This window comes from Clostridium sp. CM028, from assembly GCF_030585565.1.
GTDB lineage: Bacteria > Bacillota > Clostridia > Clostridiales > Clostridiaceae > Clostridium_AD > Clostridium_AD estertheticum_B.
Window position 1 is genome coordinate 3,156,149 of the sequence record NZ_CP077766.1, and the last position, 20,918, is coordinate 3,177,066.

The 20,918-nt window shown below is 31.6% G+C and carries 20 protein-coding genes and 1 riboswitch; of the genes, 18 read left to right on the forward strand and 2 right to left on the reverse strand.

Going from position 1 to position 20,918, the window contains the following annotated elements:
• Positions 1-64 precede the first annotated feature (64 nt).
• The 3 genes from KTC94_RS14895 to KTC94_RS14905 all read left to right on the forward strand — a co-directional run bounded on the left by KTC94_RS14895 (position 65) and on the right by KTC94_RS14905 (position 1,899).
• Positions 65-532, forward strand: coding sequence for a hypothetical protein (locus tag KTC94_RS14895; protein ID WP_253198077.1), 468 nt, complete (start codon positions 65-67; stop codon positions 530-532).
• Positions 533-633: 101 nt separating this feature from the next.
• Positions 634-879, forward strand: a complete 246-nt coding sequence (locus KTC94_RS14900) for a hypothetical protein (protein WP_165412004.1) — start codon at positions 634-636, stop codon at positions 877-879.
• A gap of 54 nt (positions 880-933) precedes the next feature.
• A complete protein-coding gene (locus KTC94_RS14905) occupies positions 934-1,899 on the forward strand; it encodes a hypothetical protein (RefSeq protein WP_220319596.1) in 966 nt (321 codons plus the stop codon).
• A gap of 213 nt (positions 1,900-2,112) precedes the next feature.
• Here KTC94_RS14905 and KTC94_RS14910 read toward each other — a convergent pair whose 3' ends face one another.
• Positions 2,113-3,054, reverse strand: coding sequence for a VCBS repeat-containing protein (locus KTC94_RS14910; protein ID WP_216301922.1), 942 nt, complete (start codon positions 3,052-3,054; stop codon positions 2,113-2,115).
• Between the two features lie 106 nt (positions 3,055-3,160).
• Here KTC94_RS14910 and KTC94_RS14915 point away from each other — a divergent pair, with 106 nt between their 5' ends.
• A complete protein-coding gene (locus KTC94_RS14915; RefSeq protein WP_216301923.1) occupies positions 3,161-4,390 on the forward strand; it encodes an ABC transporter substrate-binding protein in 1,230 nt (409 codons plus the stop codon).
• Positions 4,391-4,438: 48 nt separating this feature from the next.
• Here the strand turns inward: KTC94_RS14915 and KTC94_RS14920 are convergent, their stop codons facing one another.
• On the reverse strand, positions 4,439-4,855 hold the full coding sequence (locus tag KTC94_RS14920) for a Fur family transcriptional regulator (protein ID WP_165411623.1): 417 nt from the start codon (positions 4,853-4,855) through the stop codon (positions 4,439-4,441).
• Positions 4,856-5,034: 179 nt separating this feature from the next.
• Here KTC94_RS14920 and KTC94_RS14925 point away from each other — a divergent pair, with 179 nt between their 5' ends.
• The 14 genes from KTC94_RS14925 (at position 5,035) to cbiT (ending at position 20,840) form a co-directional block, all read left to right on the forward strand.
• Complete coding sequence (locus KTC94_RS14925; RefSeq protein ID WP_220286082.1) at positions 5,035-6,411, forward strand: PhoH family protein; 1,377 nt, start codon at positions 5,035-5,037, stop codon at positions 6,409-6,411.
• A 162-nt stretch (positions 6,412-6,573) separates the two neighbouring features.
• The gene (locus KTC94_RS14930) at positions 6,574-7,584 is read left to right on the forward strand and encodes a phosphodiester glycosidase family protein (RefSeq protein WP_220286081.1); all 1,011 of its coding nucleotides are present in this window, start codon (positions 6,574-6,576) and stop codon (positions 7,582-7,584) included.
• Between the two features lie 46 nt (positions 7,585-7,630).
• Positions 7,631-8,677: a hypothetical protein gene (locus tag KTC94_RS14935; protein WP_220286080.1), complete on the forward strand. Its 1,047-nt coding sequence runs from the start codon at positions 7,631-7,633 to the stop codon at positions 8,675-8,677.
• Positions 8,678-8,968: 291 nt separating this feature from the next.
• A complete protein-coding gene (locus tag KTC94_RS14940) occupies positions 8,969-9,586 on the forward strand; it encodes a site-2 protease family protein (protein ID WP_187351393.1) in 618 nt (205 codons plus the stop codon).
• Positions 9,587-9,653: 67 nt separating this feature from the next.
• Complete coding sequence (gene trmB / locus KTC94_RS14945; RefSeq protein WP_216301927.1) at positions 9,654-10,307, forward strand: tRNA (guanosine(46)-N7)-methyltransferase TrmB; 654 nt, start codon at positions 9,654-9,656, stop codon at positions 10,305-10,307.
• Between the two features lie 229 nt (positions 10,308-10,536).
• A riboswitch (cobalamin riboswitch) is annotated at positions 10,537-10,713 on the forward strand.
• Positions 10,714-10,847: 134 nt separating this feature from the next.
• A complete protein-coding gene (locus KTC94_RS14950) occupies positions 10,848-12,341 on the forward strand; it encodes a cobyric acid synthase (RefSeq protein ID WP_216301928.1) in 1,494 nt (497 codons plus the stop codon).
• An 80-nt stretch (positions 12,342-12,421) separates the two neighbouring features.
• Complete coding sequence (gene cbiB, locus KTC94_RS14955; protein WP_216302036.1) at positions 12,422-13,372, forward strand: adenosylcobinamide-phosphate synthase CbiB; 951 nt, start codon at positions 12,422-12,424, stop codon at positions 13,370-13,372.
• 30 nt (positions 13,373-13,402) lie between these two features.
• Positions 13,403-14,587: a glutamyl-tRNA reductase gene (gene hemA / locus KTC94_RS14960; protein ID WP_220286079.1), complete on the forward strand. Its 1,185-nt coding sequence runs from the start codon at positions 13,403-13,405 to the stop codon at positions 14,585-14,587.
• Positions 14,551-15,210 carry an NAD(P)-dependent oxidoreductase gene (locus KTC94_RS14965; protein ID WP_220286078.1) on the forward strand — a complete coding sequence of 220 codons (660 nt, stop codon included), beginning with the start codon at positions 14,551-14,553 and terminating at the stop codon, positions 15,208-15,210. Before hemA ends, KTC94_RS14965 begins: the two co-directional genes overlap by 37 nt.
• A 27-nt stretch (positions 15,211-15,237) precedes the next feature.
• Complete coding sequence (gene hemC / locus KTC94_RS14970) at positions 15,238-16,113, forward strand: hydroxymethylbilane synthase (protein WP_220286077.1); 876 nt, start codon at positions 15,238-15,240, stop codon at positions 16,111-16,113.
• Between the two features lie 29 nt (positions 16,114-16,142).
• Complete coding sequence (gene cobA, locus KTC94_RS14975) at positions 16,143-17,600, forward strand: uroporphyrinogen-III C-methyltransferase (RefSeq protein ID WP_220319597.1); 1,458 nt, start codon at positions 16,143-16,145, stop codon at positions 17,598-17,600.
• Between the two features lie 94 nt (positions 17,601-17,694).
• Positions 17,695-18,660: a porphobilinogen synthase gene (gene hemB / locus KTC94_RS14980; RefSeq protein ID WP_216301932.1), complete on the forward strand. Its 966-nt coding sequence runs from the start codon at positions 17,695-17,697 to the stop codon at positions 18,658-18,660.
• A 35-nt stretch (positions 18,661-18,695) separates the two neighbouring features.
• Positions 18,696-19,970 carry a glutamate-1-semialdehyde 2,1-aminomutase gene (gene hemL / locus KTC94_RS14985; protein WP_220286075.1) on the forward strand — a complete coding sequence of 425 codons (1,275 nt, stop codon included), beginning with the start codon at positions 18,696-18,698 and terminating at the stop codon, positions 19,968-19,970.
• 306 nt (positions 19,971-20,276) lie between these two features.
• Positions 20,277-20,840, forward strand: a complete 564-nt coding sequence (cbiT, locus tag KTC94_RS14990; protein WP_220319598.1) for a precorrin-6Y C5,15-methyltransferase (decarboxylating) subunit CbiT — start codon at positions 20,277-20,279, stop codon at positions 20,838-20,840.
• Positions 20,841-20,918 lie beyond the last annotated feature (78 nt).

Sequence of the window (20,918 nt, forward strand, 5' to 3'; positions counted from 1 at the left end):
TAGTATATAGTAGAACCAAAGAAAAAGATTTTAAAAGGTAAAACAACAATAAGGAGGCAAGTAAATGGATATGAATAGCTTATTAAGTGGCTTGAGTAGTGGCAAAGGAAATTTAGGCGGTGGCAACTGTGGCATCGGAGGTGGCAACTGTAACAACAGAGGAGACTGTGACTGTGGACGCGGCTTTGGTGGCGGATGTGGCGGATTCGGCGGCGGAAGAAGCTCAATAATTTGGATCATTATTCTATTATGCTTATGCGGAGGATGGGGTCAAGGACAAGAGAGTGGAACTGTCTGCGGATGCGATCCTAAACACTGCAAGGAACTTTGCAGATGTGGCTCAAGTAGTAGAGGTGGATTTGGCGGATTTGGTGGATTTGGTGGCGGATGTGGCGGATTCGGCGGCGGCGGTGCATGTTGCTGGATAATAATCTTAATTCTTATATTCGCATGTGGTGGCAATAATGGTAGACAAGGCAGAGGATGCACAAATAATTTTATAAATCTAGATAACTGTGATGAAGATTGTTAGATAAATAATTGTAATTGCACAAATAGATAAATTAAAATATTAATTAACTTGAGTTAAAATAAATAGTGCATTAAAACATGGCCCAGGAAGGGGAGTTTTATATGTCAAAAAGAAGACGTCGTGTAAGAAGATGTTGTGATAGAACATCAGAATGTGGATGTAGAAATGGAAATCAGTTTTCAAGTATATGTACAAATCCATGTTGTGCGTTAATACTCTTAATTATACTTCAAAGAACATGTCTACTTGAAAACAAAAATGCTTTCTTGCTAATATTGATATTCATAGTTTGTTGTTGTTGTAAAGGTAGAAATGTTGAAACACCAGCGAGAGGATGTTGTTGTTAATTCTAAAAATCAGGGAGAGCTTATGCTCTCCCATTTATAAATGAGGTGATAAATATGTCAAAACATCATAAACATGATAGAAATAATATGAATAATGAAAATAATAATAATGCAAATAATAACAATGACAGTAATAATAACGGTAACAATAATAATAACAACGGCAACAATAATAACAATAACAATTCTGGCAATAACCCATTAGCACAAATGATTAATGGAAATTCTGCAAATCCTTTGATGGGATTATTAACTAGCTTTCTTGGAGGAAATAATGGCGGGGGCAATAATATGCTTGAAGGGTTAATTTCTGGGTTAGGTGGCCAAGACAATAATATGCTAGGAAATTTAATTGGCAGTTTAGGCGGACAAGACAATAATATGTTAGGAAATTTGATGGACAGTTTAGGAGGGCAAGGTAATAACATGCGAGGCAACTCAGCGGATAGTTATTCAGGAAATGTAAATTCAACATCGAATTCAGCAAAAAATAATAATAATAATCAAAATGGTAATAATAATCAAAATAATCAAAATAAAAATAATAAAAATAATAATAGTAATAATAGTAATCGTAATAATGGTAATAGTAATAGTAATCGTAATAATGGTAATAGTAATAGTAATGAAAAAAACAATGATCTTAATGAGAATAATGATTTAGTAAATTCAAATGAAGATGGGCAAGATAACATGTTATCAAATATATTTTCAGGTATGGGTGGTATAGATTTAAGCGAAATTTCAAATATGCTATCTGGAATAGATTTAAATAATCTAGACTTAAACAATCCAAATCTTGATGATATTATGAATTCTATATCGAATAATGATTCTTTTGAAAGCAAAGACGTTGAATTTAAACATACGAGTCCTAAAGAAAGTACACATAGCATTTTACAATTCTTAGAGGATGAGGATAAGGAACAGCTTATTTTTATATTAGCTCATCTAGTAGATGATAAAAAAATTGAAGTGCTCAATAAAATCGTAGAGGAAAATGATACCTCAAGACATTAGAATTTCTACAAATAAATGTGTATTCTATATAAAAAAATTAAATATATTTTATAATGAATAAAACTCCGTAAAAAGGGTAATATTATAAATGTAATCGGAGTTGAAATCTCCATTAGCATAAAATAATTATTTTATGCGTACCCCCCCATCCCCCTTGGGACCGATAATACGGTCCCTTTTATAATTTGTGTATATCTTAATAATATCGCTTTATTACTTAAGGGTTACAGAGCTGATCTTGAAGATAGAAACTTTATTCTCATTAGGCATAAGCTTTACAATTAGGTCTATAGTATAGTTTTTTGTTTCTTTTAAATCATTTGTATTAGTTCCTTTAAAATTTAATGTCCATAGAATTTCACTGGCATTACCGTCTTTGTCCCAATTATAATCTTTGAAAACAGCATCTTGAAAAGTAAAATGTATTTTTTGGCTTGATAAATCGCCTAATAGTGAAATATCATTACCATTTAAATAAGGTGCGAAAAGTTCTTTTGACATATTTAATTCTGATAATGGAAAGCTTTCCATCAGGTTTACAAAACCTAACATGGTGTTTTTACCCATATAATTATCGGCATAATTATAGTTAAAAGACTTTAAATTATTTTTAATGAAAATATAACTGACTAAGTTCATTTCACCATCTTTAATATTTCCAGATATAACTTTAGGAGTTTTATTATTTTTACTATCTATAAAACCTAAAATATTGTTTGTGCTGCAAAATATATCATCAAATTTTTCTCCGGTCCAAAGAAATACATGCTGAATAGCCTCATCCTTTACTGATGCTTGAGTAAATATTTCAGGTATATTATTTCTAGATATGTCCATTAAAGTAAGTCGCATCGGCCACTGTGAATAATAATTTCCCACTGTGTTACTTTTTTTAGAAGGCTCTAGGTAATAACTTTTAGATTCTGAATTTATTTGGATATAATATTTATCTGCATCTGTTTTTATGTAGAGAATATCCTTATTCCCATCTGCTGTTAGATCAGCTTGCATCATTTTGTTTTCATTAACAACATTAAACGTACTTATTGAACATTTTCTGAAAAACAAAAAAAATGTAAGCATTATGGTAAAGGTAATAATTGCTAAAGTATAATAGACAATTTTCTTCTTAAAAAATAGTATCTGTAATTTCATATATTACACCCCCCTCTAAATTATATGTAACAATTGTATGTTTAATTAATTTATATTAAATAAATTTAAAAAAGATTCATATTTATTAATAAAGTGAGGTGAACTTATGAAAAAATCATTAAAAAATTTATGTTGCGTTCTTATAGTTTTAACTATGGTGTTTAGCTTTTCATCATGCAAAATGGATGAAAAAGAAAAAAAATTAAATATATTTTTAGACACAACTGATGAGTCTTCTTCAAAAGTAATTAAGCTTTTAATTGATGATTTTAAAAAGAACAACCCTGATGTTGAAGTAAAACTAAATGATGCACTAGGTGATAAAAGTGATATCATGGAGACCATTAATTTAGGAACAGAAATTGATGTGATTTTTACTAATAGGAATAAACTTATTGAACTTAGTAAAAATGGAGTTTTGAGTGATATGAAAGATTCTTATGATGATAATACTATAAATAATAGATACTATAATATTATGAGTTCTTATGGTAGAGTAGGAGATAAATACTATGGAATAGGGGTTGTGCCATATTCTATTGAGCTACTATATAATAAAGCGAATCTTGAGAAACTAAAAATATCTAACCCTAATAATTTAGAACAATGGTTAAATGTGCTAAAGCAAATTAATGGTAAGGGTATGAAAACTCCTGTAGTGTTAACGGGAGATGTAGATGCGAGTGGATTTCTATTTTCATTAATAGCTAGCAAGAGCATAAGTATTCATGACGTTGAGGAAAAATATGATAGTGGTGAGGAATCTTATAAAAAATTGAAAGATGTACAGGGAATATTTAAAGAATTTGATTCTTTAACAAAAAATAATGGAATTACTAAAGACTCTTTTGAATTAGGTAATGAACAAAATATTACGGGTTTTAATAATGGCGATTCTCCATTATTAGTATGTATTTCTTATTATAATTCTAAACTTAATGGAAGTAACATAGGCATAATAGGAGATTACGAGAATAATTCAAAGTATGGGTCTAATGGGCCTATTATAATTAATTCTTTATTAAGTGTTCCTGTAAATGCAAAGAATGGCGATAATGCCGATGCGTTTATTAAATATATTTACAGTGATGAGGTTCAAGCAAGAATTGTGCAGAAAGGAATTATAAGTGGAAATAAAATCGCAAATAATAAAGTCACAGGTATTGGTAAAATAATGGTTCAACATATATATAAAGCTAATGATAATAATATACCTATATTATATAATTTACCTGATAAACTCAAAAATAATGTACTTTTGGCTTTGAAAAAGATTTTAGGTGGTGGTTATAGCTCTAAAGAATGGGAAGAGTTATTAAAAGAAAGTTATAAATGATTTGGTAAATAAAGAAAGAAGTATGAATTTAATTTCATACTTCTTTCTTTATTTAATTATTTTGCAATTTTCACATAAACCATAAAAATATACTTTACTCTCTAAAACTTCATAGCTAGTATGCTGCTTTACATCTTCGCGTATATTTGAAAAACGAATGCCTTCTATGTCATCAACCCTGCCACAACTTATGCAATGTATGTGAGGATGTGAAGACACATTGCCATCATATCTAAAGTTACCCTCACCTACATTAAGTTCAATTATTAATTTAACTTCTATAAGAGTTTTTAATGCTTTATAAACCGTAGCTAAACTCATAGTAGGATACGTTGGTTGCAGAGCTTTGTAAATCACTTCTGCAGAAGGGTGTTCTTTTGTTGATTGCAAATATTTATAAACAGCAATCCGTTGAGGTGTAAGTTTTAATTTCTTCTCTTTAAAAATTGTTGTAATGTTATCCATATACACCATCCTATAATGTTATCAAATCTGTTGTAGGTTTTATTATATAATAAAAACTATTACTTGTCAAAAAAATAATATATTTAGAATTAATAGGAATTTCAAATTTTATTTTATTTTTAATTCATTTATAGGATAAGTAACATATATTAGTAATAGAGAAAGGGGGAGCTGACATTTTGAAAAAAACCTATGTACTAGATACAAATGTTATTTTGTATTCACCAAGCGCCATATTATCTTTTGGAGATAATGATGTAATAATACCTGAAGTGGTACTCGAGGAATTAGATAGTTTTAAGAAAGATAAAAGTGATTTAGGGGCTAATGCTAGATATGCGGCTAGACTTATTGATAAACTTAGGAAGCAGGGGAAACTAAATGAGGGTATTGATTTAACAAGTGGAGGAAGACTTAGAGTAGAGATGAATCATTATGATACCAAAATTCCTGATTCTTGGAATAAAGAAAAAGCTGACAATAGAATATTGCAGGTATGTAAAGGGCTTAAAGAGCAAGGCGAGGATGTATGGTTAATAACCAAAGACATTTTCCAACGAATAAAGGCAGATGCCGTAGATATTAATGTAGAAGATTTTTATGAAAAATTTGTACCGGAATATGATAATCAGTATACAGGAAGAATAGAGGTATTTGTATCTCCAGAAAAGCTTCAGGAGTTTTTCAGTAAAAAAAATTTGGAAGTTGGTGCCTTACTTAAATATGATGAGGAAACAGAAGAATATACCACTCCATTTTTATACACAAATCAATTTTTAATAATTCATTCAATGGAAAATCCTAAACAAACAGCACTCGCTAGATATGATGGTAAAAATGTAGTACCTCTTTATAATAAGGAAAGTAAACCTTCAGGAGTTTCGCCAAGAAATGTAGGTCAGAAATTTATGCTGGAAGCTTTAAGCGCTGACTCAGTAAAAGCACCACTCGTAATTATAAAAGGACCTGCAGGAACAGCTAAAACATTATTTTCATTAGCGGTAGGACTTCAAAAAATATTACAGGATAGTAATGAACATTATAGAAGGATTTTAATCTGCAGACCCAATGTTACTATGGATGAGGAAATAGGGTTTTTACCGGGTACAGAACAAGAAAAAATATCACCATTCATGAGGCCGATATTTGATAATTTAGAGATACTTGTGGAATCTGATGAAAAAGAACGTTACAAAAATGAGAAGCAACTATTAGATAAAATAAATGACTTGTTTGATAGGAGAATTATAACTACTGAAGCTGTTGCTTATCTTAGAGGAAGGTCCATAGTTAAAAATTGGGTAATTATAGATGAGGCACAAAATTTGTCGCCGAAACAAGTTAAAGCAATAATAACTAGAGTTGGAGAGGGAACTAAGTTGATTCTTATAGGTGACCCAGAACAAATAGATCATCCTTTTCTTGATTCAAGGTCAAATGGTTTGTGTTATGCCTCTGAAAAAATGAAGGGTAGTGACTTGTGTTATCAAGTAACTTTGAAATATGATGAATGCGAGAGGTCGCCCCTAGCATACGAAGGCTCTAAAAAATTATAAAAATTTAATTCTATAGAAGAGAGTATAAAAATTTATACTCTCTTTTGTATTAATTTATCATATGATATTTATATTCACAAAAATTACATTTAAAAGATGTGTTAAAATATATAGTTTTATTGTATAATATGATAGTACATAATAAAGAAAAGGATGGGAAAGATGAAAAAAATAGAAAAATGTGGGAAGAGAAAAAAAAGAAGTCAAAGCACGCTTGTTTTATTTTTTATAATATTTGAATTAACTTTTACAGCTATTACAGGCCCATTTATGATTTATTATGGTCCGTTTAAAAATGTAAAGACTACAGTGGTAGGCGCAGCAATGACCACTCTTACATTACAATGGCTAGCAACATCATTTTTATCCGATGAAAAAATAAAAGAAATTATGAAGGACCAAGTAGTGGAAACTATAGCTCAAAATAACTCGGATGGCGTAAATGTAGAAAATAAAGATGATAATAGTATTGAAAGATATGATATTAAAGGGACAAAATATAAAGGGCATGTGTTAGTAATCAGTGACGCGACTAGATTAAAAGTAGGGTATAGTAGTAAGCTCGGCGAAGAAGGGCAATTAACTAGTGATATTGCAAAAAATAATAATGCAATTGCAGCGGTTAATGCTGGCGCGTTTACAGATAAAGCTGGTGACAAAAAATGGACAGGAACGGGAGCGAATCCAACAGGAATTATAATGTCTAATGGTAAAGAAATTTTTAATGATATAAAAAATGAAAATGAAAAAACAGAGGTTGTAGCATTTACTAAATCGGGAAATTTATTAGTTGGAGCTCATTCAATTAAAGAGATGAAAGAGCTTGAAGTGATGGAAGCAGTATCTTTTGGTCCGGCACTTATAGTTAATGGACATAAAACTATAAATACGGGTGACGGACGTCAGGGGATAGCACCTAGAACAGCTATTGGACAAAGGAAAGATGGTGCAATAATATTATTAGTTATTGATGGTAGACAGATAGGTAGTTTAGGTGCTAATTTAAGAGAGGTGCAAGATATATTGTATGATTATGGGGCTTATAATGCTACTAATTTAGATGGAGGTTCTTCTTCTACATTGTTTTATGATGATGAAATTATAAACAATCCTAGCGATAGCTATGGAGAAAGATCTATACCTTCAATTATTTATGTGGAGAGTAGGCAATAAAGTGAAATTTGAGCATAGTACATTTTAAATTAAAGGAGAAGAAACTATGAGCTGGAAGAAAAGAATAAGTATATGGATAATATTTTCGTTATCCATGCAATGTTTAGGTTTATTTTATATAGATCATTATTTTTTAGCTACTGATTCAAAAATGGTTACGGAAAAAATTGTTGAAAATAAAAGCGATAAATTAAAAAATATTGATATTACATTGCCAGCAAACGTAGAAAATATATTAGCATCCTATGATGCTAAACATTTATGCTATTATGAGAATGAAGAATTAAAAATTGCTAACTGTAAGGATGGAAGGGTTAAAAATATAGAGGCTGAAGATGGAAGCAAAATTTCTTTTTATAAATGGCTTCCAGATAGAAATAGAATGCTTTTAGTAGAAAAAAGTGATGATGAGTCTAGCAATTTAGTATTGTATTCTTATGACGTAGCAAAAGGTGAAAAAGTAAAGATAGGAAAATTAGCATATACTGGTACAAATGATGAAGTAGAAGATATTCAAGTATCAATTTTAACAGGTGTTACTTATATACAGGTTTTAAATGAAGGTGGTAGCAGTAGTATATATAGAATTGACAGAGACTATAGAAGTGACAAAGAGGAAGAGATTACAAAAATTGATACAATACCAAAGAGTGTGAGTAATATGGCATTAGCGCGCCATGAAGATAATTTGGTATACGAGGGATTAGTCTATAATAAAATGTATTCTACCACCCTTGAGGAACCTATAAATATTAAAGGTGTAGAAAAACTTACTTTAATTGGCACTGATGATGATGACAATGTGTATCTTGGAGAATTAAAAGATAATTTGGTAAGCAAAATTTATTATGGGAAAACATTAGAAAATACTGAAAATTGGAAAGTGATTGATTTACAAAAACCTTCTAAAAAAAATGATCTATTTGTTACATCTCTTGGTAAGGTCTATCAAAATGATGTAATGAAAGCTGTAATAAAAGATGTTAGTTCTGGAACTGAAACTAGCTATAAAGGAAAATTATTGCAATTGTATACTAAGGGAATAGTATCATTGGTTAATGATAAAGAAGTATCTTTTGTTCTTTTTAAGTAGTCGATACTATGATGTTTATTTAAGACCTTATCTTTTTAAGATAAGGTTTTTTCTATAATCTGAAAATATAAGTTAATTCATAAGGATATAGTTGTGGGAATATATTATTTTATTTTAAGAATATTCAATTCAAAATAACAATAAACTTTGTTATAATAGGATAGTAGACATCTTAAAAAATAACAAGTCAAAGATGCATTAACAAGGTGAGTAGCGATTAACATTGCCTACCATGTAGGAGTATAAGGAGGAATAAATTTGGATACACAACAAATATTAAATAAGATTTTGATGATACCCGCAATTTTATTAGCATTTACTTTTCATGAGTATGCGCATGCTATCGTAGCAGATAGGTTAGGAGACAAAACTCCACGATTTCAAGGGAGACTTACGCTGAATCCAATCGCACATATAGATCCAATGGGATTTCTTATGATTATATTAGTAGGGTTTGGTTGGGCAAAGCCTGTTCAGACAAATCCTAGTGCATTTAAAAATTATTATAAGGATGATTTGAAAGTTTCAGTTGCAGGCCCAATTGCTAATCTAATTCTAGGGTTTGTATTTGCAATTCTTACTGTGTTATTTTCGAAATTTCCACCAATTCATGGTGGATTATATACTATTATTAGCCAAATTTTAATAATTACAGGGTACCTAAATTGTATTTTGTTTTTTCTTAATTTAGTGCCAATACCGGGATTTGATGGATCTCATATAGTTAGGGATTTGTTCCCAAAGTTTTTTTACAATTTACCAGATACAATTTATAGGTATCAATTCTTAATATTTATGGTGTTAATATTGCCTATATTACCTGGTGGACAATCAGTTTTTACTTATATCGTGCAAGCGCCAGGGTTATGGTTATTTAAACAATTTTTAAATATTGCAGGGATGTTTTAATATTAATATAAAGCTAAGAAAATCATATAGTGATTTTTTATTATTTAGAATGTAAGGAGAAAAATATATGCGCTTAAGAAAAAAATATTGGGCTAGGCCAGAGCTGGAAACTAGTCATATTGTAATAACTGACCAATATGATCACAAAGGAAAATGGAATGAAGAGTTTAAAAATAACAATGCAATTCATCTAGAACTAGGTTGCGGTAAAGGTAGATTTATATCAGAAAAGTCCAGGAGAGATCTCGATATCAATTTTGTAGGCATTGATTTAAAAGATGAGGTTCTGGTATTTGCCCTTAGAAAAGTTATAGAAGTAAGAGAAGTTGAAGGGGAACAAGACATAAATGTACGTCTTATGCCAATGAACATTATGCTTATTGATGATGTGTTTGCAAAAGATGAGATAAGCAGAATTTATATAAATTTTTGTAATCCTTGGCCAAAAGACAGACATAATAAAAGAAGATTAACTCATACTAAGTTCTTGACGAGCTATAAGAAATTCTTAAAACCGGGATCTGAAGTTTGGTTCAAAACAGATGATACAGAGTTATTCGAAGAATCGGTAGATTATTTCAAAGAGTGTGGGTTTGAAATATTATTTTCAACCTATGATTTGCATAAGAGTGATTTTAAAGATAACGTAGTTACAGAATATGAAGCTAAATTCACAGAAATAGGCAAACAAGCTATGTTTCTACAGGCAAAATTAATTTAGCGAATTAATGCATCTCCTGTGGAACTGTTGCAGCTTCGCAGGAGATAACTTATAACCATATGAGACTTAAGCATTTTAGATTCTTATTTATTGACAGGATTAACATAATGCTATAAACTTAATTACATAGAAATGTATTAAATTGAAAATTTTAAAAATGAAAATTATGAATTATATTAGTTAAAAATGAATAGATTTGTTTAGGTGCCTATTATTAATCAGCCACTAAAGTGGATGCAGCTACTTTAGTATATGATTAGTAAGGTGAAAAGGGAATGTGGTGTAATTCCACAGCAGCCCCCGCTACTGTAATTGAGAGAAAATCTTTTATAACTACCTGAAAGGGAAAGTGATAAGAGAAAGTGTATCAAGAGCCAGGAGACCTGCCTAAATTAGTAATATTAAGCTTTCGGCGGGAAAGAACTGTAGAATTCAAGTTAGTGCAATGAAAAATTTGTACATAACAGCAGGTGCGCAAGCTTGCTGTTTTTTTGTTGTGTGCCAAATAAGAATACAAGCAGGAAGAAAGGAGAAATAGTAATGGCTAAAGTAATGGTTCAAGGAACCGCTTCATCAGTAGGAAAAAGCATATTAGTAACAGCACTTTGCAGAATTTTTGTGCAAGATGGGTTTTCAGTATGTCCTTTTAAGTCACAGAATATGTCATTGAATTCTTATATTACATTGGATGGAAAAGAAATGGGACGTGCGCAGGTGCTTCAAGCCTATGCGGCAGGATTGGAGCCAGAGGTATATATGAATCCGATTTTATTAAAACCTACCTCGGATAAAAAGTGCCAAATTATCGTTAATGGAAAGGTTTTTGGGAATAGTACAGCTATGGAATATCATAATATGAAATTGGAATTCAAAGACATGTTAAAAAAGCAGTTTGAAGAATTAGAGAAGAAGTTTGATATTATAGTAATGGAAGGAGCAGGTAGCCCAGCAGAAATTAATTTAAGAGATAGAGATATAGTGAATATGGGAATGGCGGAACTTATAGATGCACCTGTGATACTCGCAGGAGATATAGATAAGGGTGGAGTATTTGCGTCACTAGCAGGGACTTTGCTTTTGCTTAATGAGGCCGAGAAAAAAAGAGTTAAAGCCACTATTATTAATAAGTTTAGAGGAGATTTAGAAATCTTAAAGCCAGGACTTACAATGCTTGAGGATATTATACATATTCCATGTGCAGGAGTAGTTCCTTATTTTAGATTGGAACTCGAAGATGAAGATGGTGCAGTAGAATTTAACAAAAAAATTACTGCACCTATTGATATTGCTGTAATAAAGCTTCCACATATATCGAATTTTACGGATTTAGACGCATTAAAGGCTGAAGAAGATGTATCAGTTAGATTTGTTACAACTAAAGGAGAATTGGGCACACCAGACCTCCTTATCATACCGGGAACAAAAAATACTATTGATGATTTAATTTCTTTAAGAAATTCGGGACTTGCAGAAGCGGTTCAGCAATATAGTGTACAAGGTAACGTATTAGGCATTTGTGGAGGCTATCAAATGTTAGGAAATAGCTTAAGTGACCCTAATGGCTTAGAGGGAAATTCAAAAGAAACAGAGGGTATGAAGCTTTTAGACGTAGACACAATATTTGAAGATGAGAAAATAACTACAAGAGTAAAGGCTCGTAGCATTAACATTAGGGATACTAGTATAGAAACTTATGGTTACGAAATACATATGGGAATTTGTAAATATGGTCATAATGCAAAACCACTTTTTGAAATCTATGATAAGAATGGTTCTGATACGTCATCCTTCGATGGAGCAATAAATGCAGGTGGAAATGTTATGGGTACATATATTCATGGAGTTTTTGATGGAGTAGAGTTTAGAGAACATATGATTAATACTTTAAGGGTAAAAAAAGCTATGGAACCTAAAAAATCTAAGGTTTATGAAAATCTAAGAGAAAAAGAATTAGACAAGCTAGCAGATATAGTTAGAGATAATGTAGATATGGATTCAATCTATAAAATCATAGGAATAAAAAGAAAAAGTTAGGGACAGTTAACAACTATTTAAAAAATTATAACAGTATAAGATAGTGAGGAATTAAAATGGCAATACTATTTCAGACGAACATAATAGATTTAATTTTAGCGGTAATGTTAGACTTATTAATTGGAGATCCATATTGGTTTAAACATCCGGTGATTTATATAGGAAAGCTTATTTCTAAATTAGATAAGTTAGGCAGAACGATATGTAAAACTAATGGTCAAATTAAAGTTTTTGGCGGAATTATTGTAGTTATAGTAGCACTTTCTAGTTTTTTAGTGCCTTTTATAATTTTGAGGATTTCTAATAAGTTTTTTTGGTTGTACCATATTCTCAATATAATATTGCTTTGGACTACAATAGCTGCTAGATGCCTTCATAAAGAAGGTAAGAAGGTTTATGATTCTTTAGTTAATAATGATATTTATGACGCAAGAGTTAAATTATCGTACCTTGTAGGGAGAGATACAAAAACCCTTACTGAGTATGAAATAGTAAGAGCTGATGTGGAGACCATTGCAGAGAATACAGCAGATGGTGTTATAGCCCCTATTCTCTATGCATTATTAGGGGGAGCACCTTTAGCTATGATGTATAAGGGCATAAATACCATGGATTCAATGCTTGGATATATGAATGAAAAATATAAATATATTGGTTTCTTTCCAGCTAAAACAGACGATGTATTTAATTTTATACCAGCAAGAATAACAGGATTTTTAATCTGTTTGGCATCACCACTTGTTCGAGGAAATATTGCTTGCAGTATAAAAGTGATGATAAGAGATAGAAAAAATCATAAAAGTCCTAATTGTGCTTATCCAGAAGGAGCAGCAGCGGGGGCTATGGGAGTTAGACTAGGTGGTACGAATGAATATTTTGGAGAAAAAATGTATAAACCAACAATAGGAAACAAAATAAACGATTTGGGGAAAGAACATATAATAGATACAATAAAATTAATGTATGGGGCAATGTTTTATTTAATAATAATATGCATGTTATATGAAATATGCGTATATATGAAATATTAGTAATAGTGATGTATTTTTGGAGATGATATAATGATACAACTTATAGGGCTAAAGCATGATGTGAAAATAGAAATTAGAGAAAAACTCTCAATTATACCAAAACGCCAAGGAAAGTGCTTAGAGGAACTTTTAAATATTTGCGAAGAGGCAGTTATTTTAAGTACCTGCAACAGGACAGAGATATATTTTAAATCTAAGGATGAAGAGATTGTTGATAAGATTTTTAAGGCATTAAATTGGGATAGGTCTTTAATAAAGTGTGTAGAAAATTATAAGGAAGAAAAAGCAATACAACATTTAATGGATGTGGTCTGTGGGTTTGATTCACTATTACTTGGAGAGGACCAAATTTTAGGGCAAGTTAGGGATGCTTATGAAGCTGCAAAAGGTTCAAAATCAACTAAAAAGGAACTTCAAAGACTTTTTGAAAATGCTATCGCTTGTGGCAAGAAGTTTAGAAATAAATCTAAAATAAGTGAGATACCGGTTTCTTCATCTTCTATGGTAGTTAAAGAAGCAATAGATAGGGGACACAAAAATTTTATGATTTTAGGCTATGGAGCGGTAGGAGAATTAACTTCAAAATATATACTAGAGGGGAAAATAAATTTACTATATATTGCAGTTAGGGATATTCATAAGGCTAATATAGAAGATCCGAGGGTGAAAATGATACCGTTTAACGACATACATAAATATTATGAAAAGGTGGATTGTGTTATATCTTGTACAACGGCCCCTCATACTGTGGTTCACTTAAAGGAGTTACCGAGCAAACACTTATTATTATTTGATTTAGCTGTACCAAGGGACATTGAAGAAATAGTAAGTGAAAACCCCTTATATGAAGTGTATGACATAGATATGTTAGGCGATATCCATGATGCCAACTACAAAAGACGTGAAGCCTCTATGAGGGATAATAGATACATTGTGGATGAAGCTATAAAAGAGTATATAGAGTGGAAAACCATGGAAGAGTTATCGCCTTTTATAAAAAAGTTAAAACACAATGGTGAAGGTGTTTACAAAGAAAGACTAGAGACTTTTAAGCACAAGAAAGAGACTAAGGATAATGAAAAATTAGCAGAGATACTTTTGAAGAGTACTTCAAATGCCTATGTAAACAAAGCTATAGAGGTGTTAAAGGAGGAACATTTGAAGGGGAGGTCTAAGGAATGCGTGGACATAATAAGCAGGATTTTTCAGGTTTAAATTATACCATGATTTCACTGCTATCAGATAAGATTAATATACTTATAGTTGGTGGGGGAGAGGCAGCTCTTATAAAATGTAAAACTTTCTCAAAAGAAGGTTGTAATATTACTGTAGTATCAAAAGAGTTTTGCCTAGAATTTTACACACTACAAAATATTTATAACCTAAAATTAATAAAGGGTGAATACGATGAAAGATATGTGGATCAGAATCATATTGTAATTATTGCTACAGATAATATAGAGACAAATGATGGTATAAAAGAATACTGCGATAGAAAAAGTAAACTATATGTACACTGCGGGGATTATAAACAAGGGTTATTTGTAACACCAGTTCAAAGAAGTACACCCAATATGAAATTTGCATTACATACTAAAAACGGTAGCCCTAAAACAACACTTTTCATGTCGAAAGTCATAGAAGATAAAATTTGTGAGTATGAAGGTTTTATAAATTATACATGTAGCATGAGAAATATGGTAAAGAAGAGTGAAGTCAAAAAGGAAATTATGAATTTTGTATGTAGTGAAGATTTCTACTTTTTCTATAATAAGGGAGTGCAAAATACTATTTTAGAAATGTTTTATGGAGCTGAATTTGGGATAGTTGAGAATTGAAAGTTGAAGTTAAAGGAGGAATAAATTTTGAAAATTAATATAGGAACTAGGAGAAGTGAACTTGCACAAGTACAAGCTAATACAGTTATGGCTATGATTAAAGAAAAATTTAATATTGACTCTGGAAAGGTACTTATTGAGACTAAGGGAGATAGAATTTTAAATGTAACTTTAGATAAAATAGGAGGTAAGGGTCTTTTTGTAAAGGAAATAGAGGTTGCAATGCTGGAGCAAAAAGTTGATATAGCAGTACATAGTATGAAGGATGTACCCTACGAAATACCAGAGGAGTTTGAAATAGTGGCTATTCCAGTTAGAGAAGATGTTAGGGATGCATTTGTTGCCTTTAACAACATTAGTTTTTATGACTTGCCTAAGGGCGCAAGAATAGGAACTAGTAGTATTAGACGTGGCACTCAAATTAAGATACTAAGACCAGATGTGGAGATTGTACCTATAAGAGGTAATGTACAGACTAGAATAGCAAAAATAGAAAAGGAAAACCTAGATGGCATAATCCTAGCGGCTGCGGGACTAAAAAGACTAGGTATGGAAAAGATAATTACTAACTATTTTGAACCAACGGAAGTTGTACCAGCAATAGCCCAAGGTGCATTAGGTATTGAAATGGTTAAAAGCCATCCACAAGTATCTATGATTAGAAAATTAGATTGCTACGATGCTAGAATTTGCGTAGACGCAGAAAGAAGCTTTATGGCGACACTTAATGGGGATTGCCATGGTTGTATAGGAGCATATGCTTATTTTGAAGGAGAAACTATGCACATGCTTGGCGTGTTTGAAGTTGATGGGAAAATAGTGAAAAAACAACTTTCAGGAGATAAAAATGATTATATAAAGCTAGGTGCTGATCTAGCTAAAAAAATATTAGAAGATAATTAATCATATTAAAAAGTAGAAAGGGGATACTAATGGGAAAGGTTTATTTAATGGGAGTCGGTCCAGGAGATGAGGAACTAATAACCCTAAAAGCAATAAGAATGCTAGAAAAATGTACTGCAGTTATGTATGATAGGTTAGCAAGTACTAGTATACTTAAATATTTAAAAGCGGAATGTGAAATATACTATTGTGGAAAAGAGCCGGGCTGTCATTATAAAACTCAGGAAGAGATAAATGATATGCTAGTAATGCTCGCTAAAAAAGGACATGTAGTTGGAAGAATTAAGGGCGGAGATCCATTTGTATTTGGACGTGGCGGAGAGGAAGCTTTAGCACTTCTTGAAGAGAACATTGAATTTGAAGTTATACCAGGAATAACTTCACCAATAGCAGTGCTCAATTATGCTGGGATACCTATCACTCATAGAGGGATAGCTCAAAGCTTCCATATATTCACTGCGATGACCGCAGAAAAACTTAATATTGATTGGAATGCGGTAGCAAGGCTTGGCGGAACTTTGGTTTTTATGATGGGTTTTAAAAATCTAGAAAAGATTGCAGGAAATCTTATATCCAATGGAAAAAGTAAAGATACTCTTTGCGCGGTAATAATGAGAGGAACTACATCAAAGCAGAAGAAGGTAGTGGGAACGCTAGAAGATATTTTATGCAAGGTGCAAAAATCAGAAATATCATCTCCTTGCATTATCGTAGTGGGGGAAGTAATTAAATTTAATGATGAATTCAATTGGTACGAGAAGAAACCTTTATTCGGGAAGAACATCTGTATAACTCGTTCAAAAGAGCAATCAAAGGAATTAAGAGAAAAATTAATAGATTTAGGTGCAGAAGTACTTGAGATAAATTCCATTGAATTTAAAAACACTTCATATAATTTAGATGATTATAAAACAAAGCTTGCGGGCTATGATTTTTTAACTTTAACCAGTGTAAATGGAGTGAATATCTTTTTCGATTACTTAAAGGATATTGAATTTGATATTAGGAAGCTCAAAGCTAAAATTGCAGCCATAGGGCCAGCCACTGCAAGCGCTCTTAAAAATAGAGGGATTATGCCAGAAATAGTTGCAGATCATTTTGTTGCTGAAAGTTTGTTTGAGAAAATGAATACATACGTAAAGGCGAAAGATAAAATATTAGTTCCTCGATCTAAAGATGCAAGACCTTATTTGGTAGAAGAATTAAGAAGTATTGGCTGCAGCGTGGATGAAGTTTTCACATATGAAACGGTTTGTGGTAAATTAAGATATGAAAATGAAATAAAAGATGTAGATTTGATAGTATTTACTTCGCCGTCGACTGTTAAAAATATGATTACAATGGTAGGTATTGAAGTTATAAAATCGAAAACGGCACTGGCTATAGGACCTATAACTGCAAAGGAACTTTCAGATAATGGTATAGAATCTATTATATGTGATGAATATAGTGCAGAAGGGGTTATAAGCAAGCTTGTAAAAATGTAATGTTAATTTAGAGATGATTTACAGCACCGCAGGTGATGAATTAATAACAATTTGTGGATAAAATGATAATTTATTTAATTAGGAGTGGATAACTGTGTTCAAAAGGAATAGAAGATTAAGAGAAACAAGTAATATAAGAGATTTAGTAAGAGAAACGATATTAACACCATCAGATTTTATATTTCCTATTTTTGTAGTAGAAGGTGAAAATATTAAAGAAGAAATATCTTCAATGCCAGGGAATTATCATTTTTCATTAGATAGACTTCATGAAATTATTGAAGAAGTTGAAGAAGTGGGCGTACGTGGAGTAATTTTATTCGGATTACCAGATCATAAAGATGAAGTAGGTTGTGGGGCCTTTGATAAAAATGGTATTGTTCAAAGAGCAGTTAAAAAGGTACGGGAGATATCAAAAAAATTAGTTATAATAACGGATGTATGTATGTGTCAATATACTAGTCATGGACATTGTGGAATATTAGAAAACGAGAAAGTAGATAACGATAAGAGTTTAAAATATATGGCAGAAATAGCATTATCTCATGCTGCAGCTGGAGCGGACATGATAGCACCATCTGACATGATGGATGGTCACGTAGCTGCAATAAGAGAAATTTTAGACGGAAATGGATTTAAAGATGTATCAATAATGGCTTATAGTGCAAAATACTCGTCAGCGTTTTATGGCCCTTTTAGAGAAGCGGCTAACTCAACGCCACAGTCTGGGGATAGAAAAACTTATCAAATGGATCCAGCAAATATCAGAGAAGCTATGAGAGAAATAGAATGCGATATTGAAGAGGGCGCAGATATTGTAATGGTAAAACCAGCATTATCATATTTAGATGTAATAAGATGGGCTCGTGATAGACATGATGTGCCAATAGCAGCTTATAGTGTTAGTGGAGAATTTGCTATGGTAAAATCAGCTGCAAAAATGGGATTAATTGATGAAAAAGCTGTAGCTATGGAAATGCATATGTCTATGAAAAGAGCAGGAGCGGATATGATAATCACTTATTATGCACTTGATTTATGTAGATGGATTAAGGGATAATTAGAAATTAAATATTTAGAAAAGAGGAAATTACGATGAGAAATTTAGATATATTTAATGAATCAAAGCAATATATGCCTGGTGGAGTTAATAGTCCAGTTAGAGCGTTTAAAGATGTAAGTGTAACTCCCCCAATTATTAAAAAAGGTAAGGGGGCATATATTTATGATGAAGATGGAAATAAATATATAGATTTTGTATGCGCTTGGGGACCTATGATACTTGGGCATAGTGATGATGATGTAGTAAAAGCTATACAAAATACTTGCACCAGTGCTATTGCATTTGGTGCACCTACAGAATTAGAACTAAAACTCGCAAGGCACATTTGTAGCACTGTAGATAGTGTAGACATGATTAGAATGGTTAACTCAGGTACAGAAGCCACAATGAGTGCAGTTAAGCTTGCAAGGGGATATACAAGAAAGAATAAAATAATAAAATTTGCAGGTTGCTACCATGGACATTTTGAAGGCTTTCTAGTTGAAGCCGGTTCAGGAGTAATGACCGCGGGAATACCAGGTTCAGCAGGTGTTCCTGAGGAAAGCATTATACATACATTAATTGCAAATTACAATGACATTAGCAGCGTTAAAGCATTGTTTGATAAATATAGTGATGATATTGCCTGTATAATAATTGAGCCAGTAGCAGGAAATATGGGAGTTATACCAGCTGAAAAAGAATTTTTATTAGAGCTTAGAAATTTATGTGATGAATACAAGAGTCTACTTATTTTTGATGAAGTAATGAGTGGATTTAGAGTAGCATATAAAGGAGCACAAAGTATTTATGGAATAGTTCCTGATTTAGTAACTTATGCAAAAATCATGGGAGGGGGACTTCCTTGTGGTGCATATGGTGGGAAAAAAGAAATAATGGAGTTATTATCTCCTATGGGACCAGTTTATCAAGCGGGAACTATGTCTGGGAATCCAGTGGTAATGGCAGCAGGATATGAAACATTAACTAAGCTTTATAATAATCCTAGTCAATACGCGCACATGGAGAAGCTTTCAGAAAAACTTCAAGAGGGACTACTAGAAATTGCAAAAGAAAAAGGTATACCTATGGTAGTTAATAGATGTGGTTCAATGCTCACAGCATTCTTTACAAAGAAGAGTGAAGTTAAAACTTTTGAAGATGCTAAAACTTGTGATCCATCGCTATTTGCAAAATACTTTGAACATATGATAAAAAGTGGAATAAATATTGCACCTTCTCAATTTGAGGCAATATTCTTATGCGTTAAGCATACTGATAATGATATTGAAAAATTCTTAGAATCATTTAGGAGTTTTAAAATATAAGAGTTCAGTGAATAACAGGCGCAATATGTGAAGTATCAATTTTTTCTTGCTGTATGCTATAACGAAAAGTATATATCGCTACAGATGCGTTCGCTTTGTCAAGTAATTCTAAAATTTATTTTATTTACAGTTGCTTAAAACACAAACTCGCTAGCGCTCAAACATGTGTTTTTCTTAACGCATCTGAAACTAAAACAAATTAAGAATAACTAAGGCTTACTCAAACGCATTTTACGCGATATATACTTTTGTTAGCATTCATTAAGAATAAATACTTAATTTCTAAAATTGAAGGAAGTGTAAAACATGAGATTTATTAAAGATAATGAATTTATAAGGGGCAATTGCCCAATGACTAAGGAAGAAGTAAGAATATTAAGTGTAGTAAAGCTTGAGCTTGAAGAGGACTATAGGGTAATAGACATCGGTGCGGGAACAGGATCAGTAAGTATTCAGATTGCTCAGATATGCAGTAGTGGTGAAGTAATCGCTATAGAAAAAGATCTTGATGCATTAGCGGTTATAAAACAAAATAAAGAAAAATTTAAAACGAGTAACCTGGAAATACTAAGTTCAGAAGCCATGGAGATACAGACTAATATAACAGGAGAATTTGATGCTATATTTGTAGGTGGAAGTGGTGGAAATATAGCTGATATTATCGAGAAGTATGGAAGTAAGCTTAAGAAAAACAGAAATATCGTTTTAAATTTTATAACAATAAATAATGTGTACAAGGCTATGGAAGCTTTAAAAACATTAAATTATGAAGTAGAATGTGTACAAATTCAAGTAAGTAAGACAAAAGGAAAGAGCTATATGTTAATGGCAAATAATCCTATATTTGTTGTTAGTGGAAAAAAAATATAAAAAGTATATATTACTATTAATGCATTCACTTTGCTAAGAAGTTCTAAAGCTCGCTTCAATGCATTATAGGTAATATAT

Bases quoted from the DNA above. Each gene is read 5' to 3' on its own strand.
- KTC94_RS14895 (WP_253198077.1), top strand. From the start codon at position 65: ATGGATATGAATAGCTTATTAAGTGGCTTGAGTAGTGGCAAAGGAAAT.
- KTC94_RS14900 (WP_165412004.1), top strand. From the start codon at position 634: ATGTCAAAAAGAAGACGTCGTGTAAGAAGATGTTGTGATAGAACATCA.
- KTC94_RS14905 (WP_220319596.1), top strand. From the start codon at position 934: ATGTCAAAACATCATAAACATGATAGAAATAATATGAATAATGAAAAT.
- KTC94_RS14910 (WP_216301922.1), bottom strand. From the start codon at position 3,054: ATGAAATTACAGATACTATTTTTTAAGAAGAAAATTGTCTATTATACT.
- KTC94_RS14915 (WP_216301923.1), top strand. From the start codon at position 3,161: ATGAAAAAATCATTAAAAAATTTATGTTGCGTTCTTATAGTTTTAACT.
- KTC94_RS14920 (WP_165411623.1), bottom strand. From the start codon at position 4,855: ATGGATAACATTACAACAATTTTTAAAGAGAAGAAATTAAAACTTACA.
- KTC94_RS14930 (WP_220286081.1), top strand. From the start codon at position 6,574: ATGAAAAAAATAGAAAAATGTGGGAAGAGAAAAAAAAGAAGTCAAAGC.
- KTC94_RS14935 (WP_220286080.1), top strand. From the start codon at position 7,631: ATGAGCTGGAAGAAAAGAATAAGTATATGGATAATATTTTCGTTATCC.
- KTC94_RS14940 (WP_187351393.1), top strand. From the start codon at position 8,969: ATGATACCCGCAATTTTATTAGCATTTACTTTTCATGAGTATGCGCAT.
- trmB (WP_216301927.1), top strand. From the start codon at position 9,654: ATGCGCTTAAGAAAAAAATATTGGGCTAGGCCAGAGCTGGAAACTAGT.
- KTC94_RS14950 (WP_216301928.1), top strand. From the start codon at position 10,848: ATGGCTAAAGTAATGGTTCAAGGAACCGCTTCATCAGTAGGAAAAAGC.
- hemA (WP_220286079.1), top strand. From the start codon at position 13,403: ATGATACAACTTATAGGGCTAAAGCATGATGTGAAAATAGAAATTAGA.
- KTC94_RS14965 (WP_220286078.1), top strand. From the start codon at position 14,551: ATGCGTGGACATAATAAGCAGGATTTTTCAGGTTTAAATTATACCATG.
- cobA (WP_220319597.1), top strand. From the start codon at position 16,143: ATGGGAAAGGTTTATTTAATGGGAGTCGGTCCAGGAGATGAGGAACTA.
- hemL (WP_220286075.1), top strand. From the start codon at position 18,696: ATGAGAAATTTAGATATATTTAATGAATCAAAGCAATATATGCCTGGT.
- cbiT (WP_220319598.1), top strand. From the start codon at position 20,277: ATGAGATTTATTAAAGATAATGAATTTATAAGGGGCAATTGCCCAATG.